Source organism: Mycobacterium sp. 134, assembly GCF_048282715.1.
In the GTDB taxonomy this organism is placed as follows: Bacteria; Actinomycetota; Actinomycetes; order Mycobacteriales; family Mycobacteriaceae; genus Mycobacterium; species Mycobacterium septicum.
On sequence record NZ_JBLVUN010000008.1, the window covers coordinates 1502168 to 1516133 of the forward strand.

At 67.1% G+C, this 13966-nt stretch carries 16 protein-coding genes; 11 read left to right on the top strand and 5 right to left on the bottom strand.

Annotated elements, in window-relative coordinates; translation table 11 throughout:
* The first annotated feature begins 1 nt into the window (after position 1).
* Complete coding sequence (locus tag ACNQVK_RS12000; protein WP_418029691.1) at positions 2-1156, top strand: cystathionine gamma-synthase; 1155 nt, start codon at positions 2-4, stop codon at positions 1154-1156.
* 12 nt (positions 1157-1168) lie between these two features.
* Here ACNQVK_RS12000 and ACNQVK_RS12005 read toward each other — a convergent pair whose 3' ends face one another.
* From ACNQVK_RS12005 to ACNQVK_RS12015, 3 genes are all read right to left on the bottom strand, one after another.
* Complete coding sequence (locus ACNQVK_RS12005) at positions 1169-1840, bottom strand: GOLPH3/VPS74 family protein (protein ID WP_418029692.1); 672 nt, start codon at positions 1838-1840, stop codon at positions 1169-1171.
* A 36-nt stretch (positions 1841-1876) separates the two neighbouring features.
* The gene (greA, locus tag ACNQVK_RS12010; RefSeq protein ID WP_090427833.1) at positions 1877-2371 is read right to left on the bottom strand and encodes a transcription elongation factor GreA; all 495 of its coding nucleotides are present in this window, start codon (positions 2369-2371) and stop codon (positions 1877-1879) included.
* 239 nt (positions 2372-2610) lie between these two features.
* Complete coding sequence (locus ACNQVK_RS12015) at positions 2611-3033, bottom strand: DUF4307 domain-containing protein (RefSeq protein ID WP_044519956.1); 423 nt, start codon at positions 3031-3033, stop codon at positions 2611-2613.
* Positions 3034-3144: 111 nt separating this feature from the next.
* Here ACNQVK_RS12015 and mca point away from each other — a divergent pair, with 111 nt between their 5' ends.
* The 4 genes from mca to ACNQVK_RS12035 are packed head-to-tail and all read left to right on the top strand — an operon-like array spanning position 3145 to position 6706.
* Positions 3145-4011, top strand: a complete 867-nt coding sequence (gene mca, locus ACNQVK_RS12020; protein WP_409548895.1) for a mycothiol conjugate amidase Mca — start codon at positions 3145-3147, stop codon at positions 4009-4011.
* Positions 4008-4322 (top strand): hypothetical protein, encoded by a 315-nt coding sequence (locus ACNQVK_RS12025; protein ID WP_418029693.1) that lies wholly within the window; start codon positions 4008-4010, stop codon positions 4320-4322. The genes mca and ACNQVK_RS12025 overlap by 4 nt, the downstream gene beginning before the upstream one ends.
* A complete protein-coding gene (locus ACNQVK_RS12030; protein WP_418029694.1) occupies positions 4282-6321 on the top strand; it encodes a thioredoxin domain-containing protein in 2040 nt (679 codons plus the stop codon). Before ACNQVK_RS12025 ends, ACNQVK_RS12030 begins: the two co-directional genes overlap by 41 nt.
* A gap of 10 nt (positions 6322-6331) precedes the next feature.
* Entirely contained in the window at positions 6332-6706 is a 375-nt protein-coding gene (locus ACNQVK_RS12035; protein ID WP_044521572.1) for a nuclear transport factor 2 family protein, read from the top strand.
* 47 nt (positions 6707-6753) lie between these two features.
* Here ACNQVK_RS12035 and trhA read toward each other — a convergent pair whose 3' ends face one another.
* Positions 6754-7497, bottom strand: coding sequence for a PAQR family membrane homeostasis protein TrhA (trhA, locus tag ACNQVK_RS12040; protein WP_409548898.1), 744 nt, complete (start codon positions 7495-7497; stop codon positions 6754-6756).
* Between the two features lie 56 nt (positions 7498-7553).
* Here trhA and ACNQVK_RS12045 point away from each other — a divergent pair, with 56 nt between their 5' ends.
* From ACNQVK_RS12045 to ACNQVK_RS12070, 6 genes are all read left to right on the top strand, one after another.
* Positions 7554-8345, top strand: a complete 792-nt coding sequence (locus ACNQVK_RS12045) for a (2Z,6E)-farnesyl diphosphate synthase (protein ID WP_044519951.1) — start codon at positions 7554-7556, stop codon at positions 8343-8345.
* 15 nt (positions 8346-8360) lie between these two features.
* Positions 8361-9734 (top strand): hypothetical protein, encoded by a 1374-nt coding sequence (locus ACNQVK_RS12050; RefSeq protein WP_418029695.1) that lies wholly within the window; start codon positions 8361-8363, stop codon positions 9732-9734.
* A gap of 134 nt (positions 9735-9868) precedes the next feature.
* Positions 9869-10294 carry a hypothetical protein gene (locus ACNQVK_RS12055; protein ID WP_418034134.1) on the top strand — a complete coding sequence of 142 codons (426 nt, stop codon included), beginning with the start codon at positions 9869-9871 and terminating at the stop codon, positions 10292-10294.
* A 119-nt stretch (positions 10295-10413) separates the two neighbouring features.
* Complete coding sequence (locus ACNQVK_RS12060) at positions 10414-10827, top strand: hypothetical protein (RefSeq protein ID WP_418029696.1); 414 nt, start codon at positions 10414-10416, stop codon at positions 10825-10827.
* A 67-nt stretch (positions 10828-10894) separates the two neighbouring features.
* Complete coding sequence (locus tag ACNQVK_RS12065; RefSeq protein WP_418029697.1) at positions 10895-11467, top strand: hypothetical protein; 573 nt, start codon at positions 10895-10897, stop codon at positions 11465-11467.
* A gap of 87 nt (positions 11468-11554) precedes the next feature.
* Positions 11555-13027, top strand: coding sequence for an FAD-dependent oxidoreductase (locus tag ACNQVK_RS12070; protein ID WP_418029698.1), 1473 nt, complete (start codon positions 11555-11557; stop codon positions 13025-13027).
* Here ACNQVK_RS12070 and coaA read toward each other — a convergent pair.
* Positions 12999-13937, bottom strand: a complete 939-nt coding sequence (gene coaA, locus ACNQVK_RS12075; protein WP_003884290.1) for a type I pantothenate kinase — start codon at positions 13935-13937, stop codon at positions 12999-13001. The two genes, ACNQVK_RS12070 and coaA, sit on opposite strands and share 29 nt — an antisense overlap.
* Positions 13938-13966: the final 29 nt, after the last annotated feature.

Here is a 13966-nt window from a genome sequence, read left to right on the forward strand (position 1 = left end):
TATGAGTGAACAGCGCAGGTGGCACGGTCTGGCCACAAAAGCCATCCACGCCGGTTACCGACCCGACCCGGGCACCGGAGCCGTCAACACCCCGATCTACGCGAGTTCGACCTTCGCCCAGGACGGCGTCGGCGGCCTGCGTGGCGGATTCGAGTACGCCCGCACCGGCAACCCGACGCGACAGGCCCTGGAAGCGGCATTGGCCGCGGTCGAGGAAGCCGCCTACGGGCGCGCGTTCAGCTCGGGCATGGCCGCCACCGACTGTGCGCTGCGCGCGGTGTTGCGGCCCGGCGACCATGTGGTGATCCCCGACGACGCCTACGGCGGCACGTTCCGGCTCATCGACAAGGTGTTCTCGCAGTGGGGCGTCACGCACACCCCCGTTCCGCTGAGCGACCTGGACGCGGTGCGGTCGGCGCTGACCCCGCGCACCCGGCTGATCTGGGTGGAGACACCGACCAACCCGCTGCTGAGCGTCGCCGACATCCCCGCGATCGTGCAGATCGCCTCGTCCTCGGGCGTCAAGGTGTTGGTGGACAACACGTTTGCTTCCCCGGCGCTGCAGCAGCCGCTGCTGCTGGGTGCCGACATCGTGTTGCACTCGACCACCAAGTACATCGGTGGGCACTCCGATGTGGTGGGCGGCGCGCTGCTGACCAACGACGAGGAACTGGACGCGGCATTCGCGTTCCTGCAGAACGGCGCCGGCGCGGTGCCGGGGCCGTTCGACGCGTACCTGACCATGCGTGGACTCAAGACGCTGGTGCTGCGGATGCGTCAGCACAGCGAAAACGCCGCGCTGATCGCCGAATTCCTCGACGGGCACCCAGCGGTGGAGACCGTGCTCTATCCCGGGCTGGTCAGCCACCCCAACCACGATGTGGCGGCCCGTCAGATGTCCGCTTTCGGCGGCATGGTGAGCCTGCAGCTGCGCGGTGGACCTCGTGCCGCACGTGAACTGTGCTCGCGTACCGAGCTTTTCATTCTCGCCGAGTCGCTCGGCGGAGTGGAGTCGTTGATCGAGTACCCCGGCGCCATGACCCACGCGTCGACCGCGGGTTCGCAGCTCGAGGTGCCCGACAATCTGGTGCGGCTGTCGGTGGGCATCGAGCATGCCGCCGATCTGCTGGCCGATCTGGAGCAGGCCCTGTCCTAGGGCACGTGGCGGCTAGGCCATCAGGGCCGGACGCAACGCCGACGTCGTCACTGCCAGATTCATCTCCGGTAGTGACGACGCGGTCTCGTCCACCCAAATGCCCGTGGCGATTTCGGTCGACCGGGCATGCACCCAGCGCCAGCCCCGGTCGTTGAGGCTCAGCACGGCGCCAAGGCCGTCCACCGCGTGCAGCAGGCAGATGATCGCGGCGATCGCAGGCACCGGGTTGTCGCCGTCGAACAACGCGGCCAGCAGGGCCGCGCGGGTCTGGCTGACCCGATCCCGGTTGGTCAGAGGCCAGCAGTAGACCGTCCTGCCCGGAAAGCCCTTGCCGGGCATGCGGACTCGGCGGATCTGCCCGAGGCGCTCGAGATGCAGTTCCAGGGTGGGCTGGGTGTGCCTGCCCAGCTTGGACAGCGCGGTATCGGCCGCGAGCGGCCGGCGTTGGAGCAGTTCGAACGCCGGGTCGCCGACCGGATCGACGGGCCAATCGCCGGCGAGCGCGATCAGCCGACCGGCCTCGATCGGTTCGCCGGCCATGGCAGGACGGATCCGGCACGCGTACGCCAGATCCAGCAATACTGCGGCGCTGAGCAGTTTCTCCCTGCGGTTACGGTCGAGCCCGGGCTGCGCGGCTGCGTTGTCCAGCAACAGCAAGAACAGGTCTTCGGCGATTTGCGCCATTTCCCCGACTGTAGTGCTTCGGCCCGGGCCGTCCCGTCAGGCGTGGTAAGGCTCGGCGCTGACCAGGGTGACCTTGACGGTGTTGCCGTTGGGCACGGTGTAGGTGCGCGACTCGCCGACCTTGGCGTCGATCAGCGCACTGCCCAGCGGTGAGTTGGGGGAGTACACCTCGAGCTTGCCGTCGCTGATGCCCTCCTGGCGGGTGGCGATCAGGAACGTCTCGGTGTCGCTCTTGTCGTCGTCGTAGTAGACCTTGACGACCGAACCGGGCAGCGCGACACCGGACTGCTTGGGTGCCTCGCCGACCTTGGCGTTGTTGAGCAGCTCCTGCAGCTGGCGGATGCGGGCCTCCTGCTGGCCCTGCTCCTCGCGGGCGGCGTGGTAGCCACCGTTCTCGCGCAGATCGCCCTCTTCGCGACGGTCGTTGATCTCGGCGGCGATCACCGGCCGGTTGGCGATCAGCTGATCCAGCTCCGCCTTCAACCGGTCGAATGCTTCCTGAGTGAGCCAGGTGACCTGTGTGTCGGTCATGTTCTCGCGCTCCTGTCTGTCTTGCTCTTGCGGCGCTCTTGCGCCTTCCTCGCGTACGAAGTCCGTTGTTTCCGGCCGGGGACAGGCTGCGTGTATTGCCGCGGGCGTCAGCGTCTAACTGAGTGCTAATGCAGCAATACACGGCCCCAGCGAGGAACCGTGTATCGCACAATCGTACCACCGAGCGGCCAACGAATCTTCATGTAATCGCTGTCCGACCAGGGTTGCGGACGTCAAAATCAGGGCGCTACCAGGTAGGACGGCACATCCGTCCCGCAACCGTAGACATCGCCGATCACGGGGGGTCGGCTGGATTTCACTTCCGTCGTCACCTGCACCACCGTCTGGTCGGACGGACCGACCAGGACTTCCCGCCGGCCGGTCTCGCTGCCGTCGATCGAGCGGGCCCGAACGATGCACACCACAGGCTTCGACGGGTCGGGCCGGGTCACCCCGATCGTCACCGACACGGTCTGGTTGTCGACCAGTTCGTAGGCCGAGAGCTCGCCTTTCACCTCGCCGGTGCCCAACCGCTGGAAGGCCACGATCGCGAGGATCACACCCGCCACCACCACCAGTCCGACCAGCGCGAACGTGATCCATCGCCGGGTCCGGCGGGACATTTGGCGGGATCCGTAGCGGGCGGCGGGGCGTTCGATCATCAGAACTGGAACTATAGGGCCAGGCAAATACGTGACCGAAGCCCAGGGAGCGGGCCGAGGACTTGGGTACAGGGATTAGGTAAGAGGACGCCGTAGTTAGATGAAAGCGAAATGAGTGAACTGCGGTTGATGGCGGTGCATGCCCACCCGGACGACGAGTCCAGCAAGGGGGCGGCAACCACCGCGCGCTATGCGGCTGAAGGTGTGCGCGTCATGGTCGTGACGCTCACCGGTGGTGAGCGCGGCGACATCCTCAATCCGGCGATGGATCTCCCCGAGGTCCACGGCCGGATCACCGAGGTGCGCCGCGACGAGATGGCCAAGGCGGCCGAGATTCTCGGCGTCGAACATCACTGGCTGGGATTCGTCGACTCGGGTCTGCCCGAGGGCGACCCGCTGCCCCCGCTGCCCGACGGCTGCTTCGCGTGTGTGCCGCTCGCCGAGCCGGTCAGCCGCCTGGTCCAGGTCATCCGGGAGTTCCAGCCGCATGTGCTGACCACCTACGACGAGAACGGTGGCTACCCGCACCCCGATCACATCCGCTGCCACGAGGTGTCGGTGGCGGCCTACGAGGCGGCCGCCGACCACCGGCTGTACCCCGAGGCCGGCGCGCCGTGGAGCGTGTCGAAGCTCTACTACAACCACGGCTTCCTGCGTCAGCGGATGCAGCTGCTGCAGGACGAGTTCGCCAAGAACGGCCGGACGGGTCCGTTCGGCAAATGGCTTGAGCACTGGGACCCCGATCACGACATATTCGCCAACCGGGTCACCACCCGTGTTGAATGCTCGGAGTACTTCAGCCAGCGTGACGATGCGCTGCGCGCACATGCGACCCAGATCGACCCGAAAGGCGATTTCTTCCATGCGCCCATCGAGTGGCAGCAGCGGCTCTGGCCGACGGAGGAGTTCGAGTTGGCGCGGTCGCGTGTGCCGGTGAACCTGCCGGAAGACGATCTGTTCACCGGGATTGAGAAATGATCGACACTTTGACCGCAGTGGTCACACTGCTCGCCGAGGAACCGCGAAACACCGGGCCGGAGTTCGGTAAGGCGACCCCGCTCGGGCTGCTCATCACTGTGGCGCTGCTGATCGGAACCTTCGCGCTGGTCTGGTCGATGAACCGGCACCTGCGCAAGCTTCCCGAGTCCTTCGACCGGGAACACCCGGAGCCCGATCAGGCGGCCGATGAAGGTACCGCCGATGGCACCGTGGAGGACGCCGACGGCGGCGCCGTGAACAGAACTCCCGATGACCACCAGGGTCAGACACGTGAGCAGGGTGGCGGCTAACACGCTCGGCGGGTCCACCAGCCCGTACCTCCGCCAGCACGCCGACAATCCGGTGCACTGGCGAGAATGGACGCCCGAAGCGCTCGCTGAAGCCGCCTCGCGGGACGTCCCCATCCTGCTGTCCATCGGCTACGCGGCGTGTCACTGGTGCCATGTGATGGCGCATGAGTCGTTCGAAGACGCCGAAGTGGCGGCTGTGCTCAACGACGGATTCGTCTGCATCAAGGTCGACCGCGAGGAGCGGCCGGACCTGGATGCGGTGTACATGAATGCCACCGTCGCGTTGACCGGGCAGGGCGGCTGGCCGATGACCTGCTTCCTGACCCCCGACGGCCGGCCCTTCTTCTGCGGCACGTACTACCCGAAGCTGGGGTTCCTGCAACTGTTGGACGCGGTCGCCGAAACCTGGCGGGACCGGCGCGACGAGGTCGAGCGGGCCTCGGACCAGATCGCCACCGAGCTGCGTTCGATGTCCGCGGGGCTTCCCGGCGGCGGGGCGCCGGTGGGGCCGGAACTGTGCGACCACGCGGTGGCCGCGGTGTTGCACGACGAGGACGAGACATACGGAGGCTTCGGCACGGCGCCCAAGTTCCCGCCCTCGGCGTTGTTGGAAGGGCTGCTGCGCCACCATGAACGCACCGGGTCCGCCTCGGCGCGCACGGCCGTGGAGCGCACGTGTTCGGCGATGGCTCGCGGCGGCATCTACGACCAGCTGGCCGGTGGATTCGCCCGCTACAGCGTCGACCCGCACTGGGTGGTACCGCATTTCGAGAAGATGCTGTACGACAACGCGCTGCTGCTGCGGGCCTACGCACACCTGGCGCGTCGTACCGGGGATCCGTTGGCGCGCAGGGTGACTGGCGAGACAGCGGCATTCATCGTGTCGGACCTGGGTGTCGGCGGAATGTTCACCTCGTCGCTGGACGCCGATGCGGGTGGGCGCGAAGGGCTGACCTACGTGTGGACGCCGGCCGAACTGCGCTCGGTCCTGGGGGATGACGACGGAGCCTGGGCGGCTTCACTTTTCGAGGTGACGACAGCCGGCACATTCGAGCATGGCGCCTCGGTGCTGCAACTGCACCGCGACCCCGACGACGAAGCCCGTTTCGAATCGGTGCGTGCGGCGTTGTCGGCGGCCCGCGCGCTGCGAGCCCAGCCCGCGCGCGACGACAAGGTGGTGACCGCGTGGAACGGCCTGGCCATCACCGCGCTGGCCGAAGCCTCGGTCGCGCTCGAGCAGCCCGAATTCCTTTCCGCGGCACTCGAATGCGCGCACCGGCTGCTGGATCTGCACATGGTGGACGGCCGGCTGCGCCGCGCCAGCCTGGGCGGCCGGGTCGGGGAGAGCGCGGCGATCCTGGAGGATCATGCGGCGCTGGCCACCGCGTTGCTGACGCTGTACCAGCTCACCGGATTCGGATTGCCCGAGGCAGTTCGACTGTTGGATCTGGCGCTCGAGCATTTTGCCGCCCCGGATCAGCCCGGGCGCTGGTTCGACACCGCCGATGACGCCGAGCAACTCATGGTGCGGCCCGCCGATCCGATCGACGGTGCGACGCCGTCGGGTGCCTCCCTGATCGCCGAGGCGCTGCAGGTCGCGGGGTACCTGACGGGGTCTTCACGCTATGTGGATGCGGCACAGGCGACGTTGTCGTCGGCCACACCGATCCTCGCGCGCGCGGCCCGGTCCGGCGGGCACTGGCTCGCGGTCGCCGAGGCGCAGGTCCGCGGCCCGATCCAGATCGCAGTCGCGGGCGATCCGTCGTCGCCGCTGTTGGCCGCCGCGCGCAGGCTGGCGCCGGGTGGGGCGCTGGTGGTCGGCGGTGACCCAGGATCCCCGGACTCCTCGCCGTTGCTTCTGGGGCGCGATCGCGTGGACGGCGCCGACGCCGCCTATGTCTGTCGCGGCACGGTGTGCGACCTGCCCGTCACGACGGTCGCAGAGCTTGCTGTCTCGCTGGGTGGTGAACCGCCAGACGGCGGAAGTGGTGCCGTGTAGCCTCGCGGCCATGAGCCACGATGCCGCCGCCCTGGAGTCCTTCGTCAAGCGCTATCTCGACACCGTTGCCGGTGGGTCCGCGGCCGAGGTCGCCGCGCTGTACGCCGACGATGCGACGCTGGAGGATCCGGTGGGCAGCGGCGAGGTGCACATCGGGCGCCAGGCGATCGAGGGCTTCTACAAGAACCTGACCGCCGCCGGCGGCGAGATCACCACCGAGTTGCTCAAGTTCCGCCCCGGCGGACATGAGGCGGCCTTCCTGTTCGCGATCGTCGTCGGTGGGGCCATGCGCATCGAACCCATGGAGGTGATGACGTTCGACGCCGAGGGCAAGATCACCGCGATGAAGGCCTACTGGACGGCGGCCGACATCACCCAGCTGTAGACATGTGCGAGAGCCCCGCATCGCTTCGGCGATGCGGGGCTTTTGTGTCAGAAGACGGCGAACCACATGGCGATGTAGTGGCAGATCGCCGCCACCGCCGTGCAGGCGTGGAAGAACTCGTGATGACCGAACGTGGTCGGCCAGGGATTGGGCCATTTGAGCGCGTAGAGCACGCCGCCGATGCTGTAGAGCGCGCCGCCGACAATCAGCAGCACCACCGCGGCCACACCGGCCCCGTGCATGATCGGCCCGATGAACCAGGCCGCGACCCAGCCCAGCAGGATGTAGAGCGGGACGCCGAGCCAGCGTGGCGCCGACGGCCAGAACATCTTGAGCAGCACGCCCGCGATCGCCCCGCCCCAGACGATCCAGAACAGCACCATGCCTTTGGATTCGGGCAAGGCAAGCAGTGCGAACGGGGTGTAGCTGCCGGCGATGAAGATGAAGATCATCGAGTGGTCGAGGCGCTTCATCCACTTGCGGGCGTTGGCGGATTTCCAGTTCACCCGGTGATAGGTGCCGCTGACGGCGAACATCGCCACGATCGTGAACGTGTAGAGCAGCGTGGCCAGCCCGGCCCGGGTGGATTCCACCGACCAGGACACCGACACCAGGGCCGCACCGGCGATGAATGCGATCACCGCCGAATACACGTGGATCCAGCCCCGTGCCCGCGGCTTGCCCAGGAACTGGGCGACGCCTTCGGCGACCGCCTCGGGGAGATCTTCCGCGGGCCGGCTGATTGCGGCCGCTGAGCGGTAGGGCTTGGTGCTACCCGTCGGCGCAGTCATGTCACCTCCATTGAGAACCGTGGTGTACCCCGACGCTCACAGTAGTCTGGACTCTCGTGGACATCATTCCCCCGCGGCTCAAAGAACCGGCCTATCGGCTCTACGAGATGCGGTTGCGTCAGGAACTGGCGCAGTCCAGATCAGAACTGCCCCGCCACATCGCGGTGCTGTGCGACGGCAATCGCCGCTGGGCGCGTGACGCGGGTTACGACGACGTCAGCATCGGCTACCGGATGGGTGCCGCCAAGATCGCCGAGATGCTGCGCTGGTGTCAGGCCGCGGGCATCGAGATGACGACGGTCTACCTGCTGTCGACGGAGAACCTGCAACGCGACCCCGAAGAGCTGTCGGCCCTGCTCGAGATCATCACCGACGTGGTCGAGGAGATCTGCGCCCCGTCGAACACCTGGACGGTGCGCACCGTCGGTGACCTGGAGTTGTTGGGGGAGGAGCCGGCCCGCAGGCTGCGGGAGGCCGTCGAATCGACCAACGGCAGGGGCGGGAAGTTCCATGTGAATGTCGCCGTCGCCTACGGCGGCCGCCAGGAGATCGTCGACGCCGTGCGTTCGCTGTTGTCGAAGGAACTGGCCAACGGCGCCACCGCCGAACAACTCGTCGAAGCCGTCACCGTCGACGCGATCTCGGAGAACCTCTACACCTCGGGCCAACCCGACCCGGACCTCGTCATCCGCACCTCAGGTGAGCAACGGCTCAGCGGATTCCTGTTGTGGCAGAGCGCATATTCGGAGATGTGGTTCACCGAGGCGTACTGGCCCGCCTTCCGCCGCGTCGACTTCCTGCGCGCATTGCGCGATTACACGGCCCGGCATCGCAGATTCGGCAAGTAGTGCCAAACTGAACCTATGGCTGCGCTGTCGGCAGTGGTCTTCACGCTCAGCTGGTGGCTGGGTCTCTACCTGCTCGCCCGCGACCCGCGTAAGCCCGTCCTCGCCCTCGCGGCGATCGGGCTGACCAGTTTCGCGCTCGTCGTCGCGCTCGACGCGGTCCGGCTCGTCACCGGCTCGGAAGTGCTCAGCCGCATCGAGATCTATCTGGTGGCGGTGCCGGGAATCGCCTGGTTCGCGGTCATGGTCGAACTCGCCCGGCCGGCCGACACGTTCCGGTCCCGCGCGGGTGAGATCGCCGCGATCTTCACCGTCGCGGTTCTGGCCTTGGCCGGGGCGGGACTCGCGGGCAGTGTCGACGGTCCGCTGCGGACCGGTCACTGGGTGATGTTCGCGGTGATCTCGCTGTCCTCGCTCGGGGCGATGATCAAGGCCGTGGTCGGCGGCGCCAAACCCGGGTCGGTGGTCGGCTTCATCATCGTCGCGACGCTGTTCTTCGCGCTGGGCAACGCCATCCTGGTGATCCCACTCGGGCTGGTACCCAGCTGGCTGGCCCTGGCCTCCACCGGATTCGACGTCGCGCTGCTCGGTGTCGCGGTCGCGATCTGGGACGCGTTCGACGAGGGCCAGGCGCTACGCGCGGACATGCGCCGCTCGATCATCGGGACATTGGTGATCGCGGTTCCGTTCGCCGCGCAGGCCCTGATCGGCATGACCGTGCTCGACGCCGGGACCGGCCGTACCGTCATGACGATCCTGCTGTTCACCAGCCTGGCGGTCGCGGTCGCCGTGGAAGTGCTCGCCGATCCACTGGCCGGGTTGTTCGACCGGTTGGCCTTCTCCCGGTCGCCGGACCTGCGGGCCGACCGTGAGGCACTGCGCCAGACCGAGGCCGCGCTGCCGCTGCGATCGGACCACCCCTTGGGCGGCATCGACGAGGACGCCTTCACGCGGCTCACCCGGCGCGCCCTCGGCCACTACGCCGACCTGTCCAAACTGGTGGCGAGTCCCTTGACCGCACTACCGACGATCGATGCCCGGCTGGCCGAGCGCGGGGCGCCGGACCAGCCGCTGGAACGCGCGAACGAACTCAAGGCGCTGCTGGCCGACCGCATCGCCGCGCTCAAGCCCCGCGACAGCGGTGACTTCGGCACCACCGAGCAGTGGCGCCACTACAACTCGCTGTACTTCCCCTACGTCGTCGGGGTCCGCGCCTACGCGCAGAACGCCACCGCCGCCGGGCTGGATCCCGTTGCCCGGCAGGCCTGGCAGTGGTTCGTCACCGAGGTACCGCAGCGCTCGCTGCACAACTGGCAGAACGCCGCGGCGCGGGTGATCGCCGCGGACCTTCGCGGTGACCTGGTGCCAGTGGCGGGCTCGGCCGGCCGATAGGTTCGCGCCGCAGAAAATCCCCCTGACCAGGGCTTGGCAGTCCTTGGCAGTGTTTGGCGTCGATCTGGCAGCACCTCGTGAGCAAGGTCGGAGGTGTTCCACCCATCGACACCCTCATCGCCGAGGAGCCCGACATGACCGCCACCCTGCACCAGCCACTGGCCGACCCCACAGCCGGATCGGCCGTGGGAGATTCCCTGCTGCGGTTCGCCCTGCGCGCCGATGCCACCGTGTGCGCCGGCGTCGGACTGCTGGTGGCCATGGCCGCCGATCAGCTGGCCCGCATCGCGGGCGTGTCCGCCACCGCCGGGTGGTTCGTCGGCGCCGCGCTGGTCGGCTACGGCGCCCTGCTGTACGTGCTGGCCGCGGCCTCGCACGTCCGCCGGGTGGGCATCGCCGTCCTCGCAGGCAACGTGGCCTTCGCGGTCGCGACGGTCGTCGCCATCGTGACCGGCTGGTTGCCGTTGACTGGGACCGGCGTCGAGTTGGTGCTCGGATTCGTCAGCGCCACCGTCGTATTGGCCTGGCTGCAATACCGCGGAGTGCGCCGTCTGGCGTGACTCCTTCCCGAGCCGGTGCGGGGTGCCGCCGGAAGAGGTTACGGCGAGTATCCCCGCACCGTGCTCCATCGCACGAAGTCAATGCACGACAAGAAATCACATCGGAGAGAAGGAGAATCATGACCGCCATCACCGCCACCGGAGCCGCGGGCACCAGGAAGTCAGCGGACTCGCTGCTGCGCCTGGCCATGCGGCTCGACGCAGTCCTCGTCGGCATCAGCGGGATCGCGCTGCTGGCCGCGGCCGGGTGGTTCGCCGATCTCACCGGTCTGCCGCAATCCGTCGAGTACGGGGTCGGCATCTTCTCGGTCGTCTACGGCATCGTGGTGTTCGCTCTCGCCGGGATCGAGCGGGTGCGTCCGGCGGGCATCGGCACCGTGATCGCCAACGCCGCCTGCACGGTGATCGCACTGGTCGCCGTCTTCACCATGACCCTGACCACGGCGGGCGTGGTCTTCGTCATCGGCACCGGCATCTACACGCTGGCGATGGCCGAACTGCAGTACGTCGGGGTCAAGCGAATCCCGGCCTGACCGACCTGCGATCGCCCAGAACCGTTGCGGTTCTGGGCGATCTGCGTGCCTGGCCGATAATGGTCGAGTGGAATTGCACTGGACACCAGAGCACACCGAGCGGCTGCGGGCGGTACGGGTCGGCTGGGACGGAACCGAAGTGGGCGCGCCGTGTTTTCCGCCGGACTGGGAGACCGAACCCGGCGACCTCGATCTGCTGCGCATCGCCACCCGGTTCGGCACCTGTGCCGCAGGCGAATACACCTACGAGCGTCCGCCGGCCGACCATGAGTACTCGTTCTTCGTGGAGAAGCTGCCGGAGTCCGGGACGTTCGGCCTGACCGATCAGCACCGCACCCTGCTGGCCAACATGAGCTGGGAACTGTCCGATCCCTATTTCGACGACGAGGTGCCCGGCTGCGATCCCAAGCGGCCGTACGGCGACTTCACCTTCTACCAGCTGGAGATGGCGCTGCACCTGGGGCTGATCCCGCCGAAGAAGCCCGAGGGGGAGGATCCGATGACCCCCGAACTGGTCACCGCGATGACCGAACTGCATCAGCGCATGCAGCCGGCGCTCCAGGTGTTCCTGCACCATTTCGCGATCGCCGACGGCGGGCGATTCGTAGGCAACGAGTGGGGCGGCTGGGAACGCGCCTGAGCGTCGCCGATTCGGGCAGCCGACTACTCACGACCATCACGGGCCGGCGTCGCAGACTGACCTCTGGGGGAGTCACTGGAGGCTGCGATGACCACAACAGCTGCGGACAGCTGCGACGTTTGCATTATCGGCGCCGGTCTGTGCGGAATGAACGCACTGTTCGTGGCGAGCAGATATCTCAGACCCGACCAGAAGATCATCCTGATCGACCGTCGCCCACGGGTCGGTGGCATGTGGGTGGACACCTACCCGTACGTGCGGCTGCACCAGCCCCACCCGATGTTCACCGCCGGCGACATCAAGTGGACGCTGGGCCGCGAACCGTCGTACCTCGCCACCAAACCGGAGGTGCTCGACCACTTCGCGCACTGTCTGCAACAGATCAAACAACGCGTGCGGGTCGAGGAACGGTTCGGCTGGGAGTTCGAGTCGGCGGATGTGATCGATGGCGCAGTGCAGATCATCTGCCGCGACGGGGCCGGGCAACCGCACACCGTCCGGGCCGGCCGGTTGATCAAGGCCTACGGCCTGCGGGTGACGCCCAACGATGCGCTCGAGCTGTCCAGTGACCGGGTGCGGTCGGTGTCACCGGACTCGTGTGATGTCCGCTCCGGGGAGATCCACGACAGCGACACCCCGGTGTGGGTGATCGGTAGCGGCAAGACCGCCATGGACACCGCACACGCACTGATCAGGTCGAGCCCGGGGCGCGAGGTGAACATGCTGGCCGGCTCGGGCACCTTCTACACCAACCGGGATCGGTTTTTCCCGGCCGGTGCCCGGCGCTGGTGGGGTGGGGTCGGATTGACCAAGATGGCCATCGAGATGACCCGGCTCTTCGACGGCACCAACGAGGACGAGGTCGCCAGGTGGTATCGGTCGACCTACGGCACCTATCCGACACCGCGGGCTGCCCACTTCCTGGCCGGGGTGCTGTCCGAAGCCGAGAACGCCGCCATCGCCGCGGGCCTGAACGAGGTGATGATGGACCACCTGGTCGACGTCGTCGACAGCAACGGTTCCACCGATCTGGTGTTGCGCAGCGGGGCCAGGAAAACAGTCTCGCCGGGCAGCTGGATCGTGAACTGCACCGGATACCTCACCAAGGGCGAATATCCCTACGAGCCGTATGTATCCGGTGAAGGATCAGTCTTGTCGCTCCAAATGCGTTCCGCCACTATGCATCTGACCTCATACGCAGCCTACTTCGCAACGCACCTGATGTTTCTGGGCAAGCTGAACACGGTGCCGCTCTACGAACTCGATATTCAGGACCTGGCGCAGAAGTCCAGAAAGACAGTGGTCTACGCCATGTTCACCCTGGCTCAGTACAACCTCAGCCTCATCACGGATGCGGTGCCGGTCAAGGTGTTCCGTGAATGCGGCCTGGACTTCAACCGCTGGTATCCCATGCCGCGTCAGTTGTCGGCCACCGGCCGGTTCCTGGCGACTCATCACCGGGACCGGGAGCATTTGCGTCGCACCCTGGACACCGTGCGCGAGCGCTTCGATGTGCGCTGCGGCCCGCTGATCACAACTTCCGCAGGCGCAGCCGGTTGATCGAATGGTCGGAGTCCTTGCGCAGGACCAGGGTGGCTCGCGGCCGGGTCGGCAGGATGTTCTCGATCAGGTTGGGCCGGTTGATGGAATGCCAGATGTCGCGCGCGGCGAACACGGCCTGCTCGTCGGTCAGCGTCGAGTAGTGGTGGAAGTGCGAGGCCGGATCGGCGAACGCCGTCGAGCGCATCGTCAGGAACCGGGAGATGTACCACTGCTCGATGTCTTCGATGCGCGCATCGACGTATACCGAGAAGTCGAACAGATCCGAGACCATCAGCGCCGGCCCGGTCTGCAGGACGTTGAGCCCTTCCAGGATCAGGATGTCCGGATGCCGCACCACCTGCTTCTCGCCCGGCACGATGTCGTAGAGCAGGTGTGAGTACACCGGCGCACAGACTTCGTCGGCACCCGATTTCACCGCGGTGACGAACCGCATCAACCCGCGCCGGTCGTAGCTCTCCGGGAACCCCTTGCGGTGCATGAGGTTCCGGCGGTTGAGTTCCTTGTTGGGGTAGAGAAATCCGTCGGTGGTCACCAGGTCGACCCGGGGGTGGTGGCCCCAGCGGGCCAACAGGGCCTGCAGCACACGCGCGGTGGTCGATTTCCCGACCGCCACACTGCCCGCGACGCCGATGACAAACGGCACCGGCCGGTCCGGATTCTGCTGCGGCTCACCGAGGAACTCCGCCGTCGCGGCGAACAGGCGCTGCCGGGCGGCCACCTGAAGGTGGATCAACCGGGCCAGGGGCAGATAGACCTCTTCGACCTCGAGGATGTCGAGTTTCTCGCCCATACCCCGCAGGCGCAGCAGCTCATCCTCGGTGAGTTTCAGCGGTGTCGACATGCGCAGTGCACGCCATTGACTTCGGTCGAACTCCACATAGGGGCTCGGCTCGCTCGGCCGCGGCATTCGGTCAGTCTTACATCTACGGTTGTGGG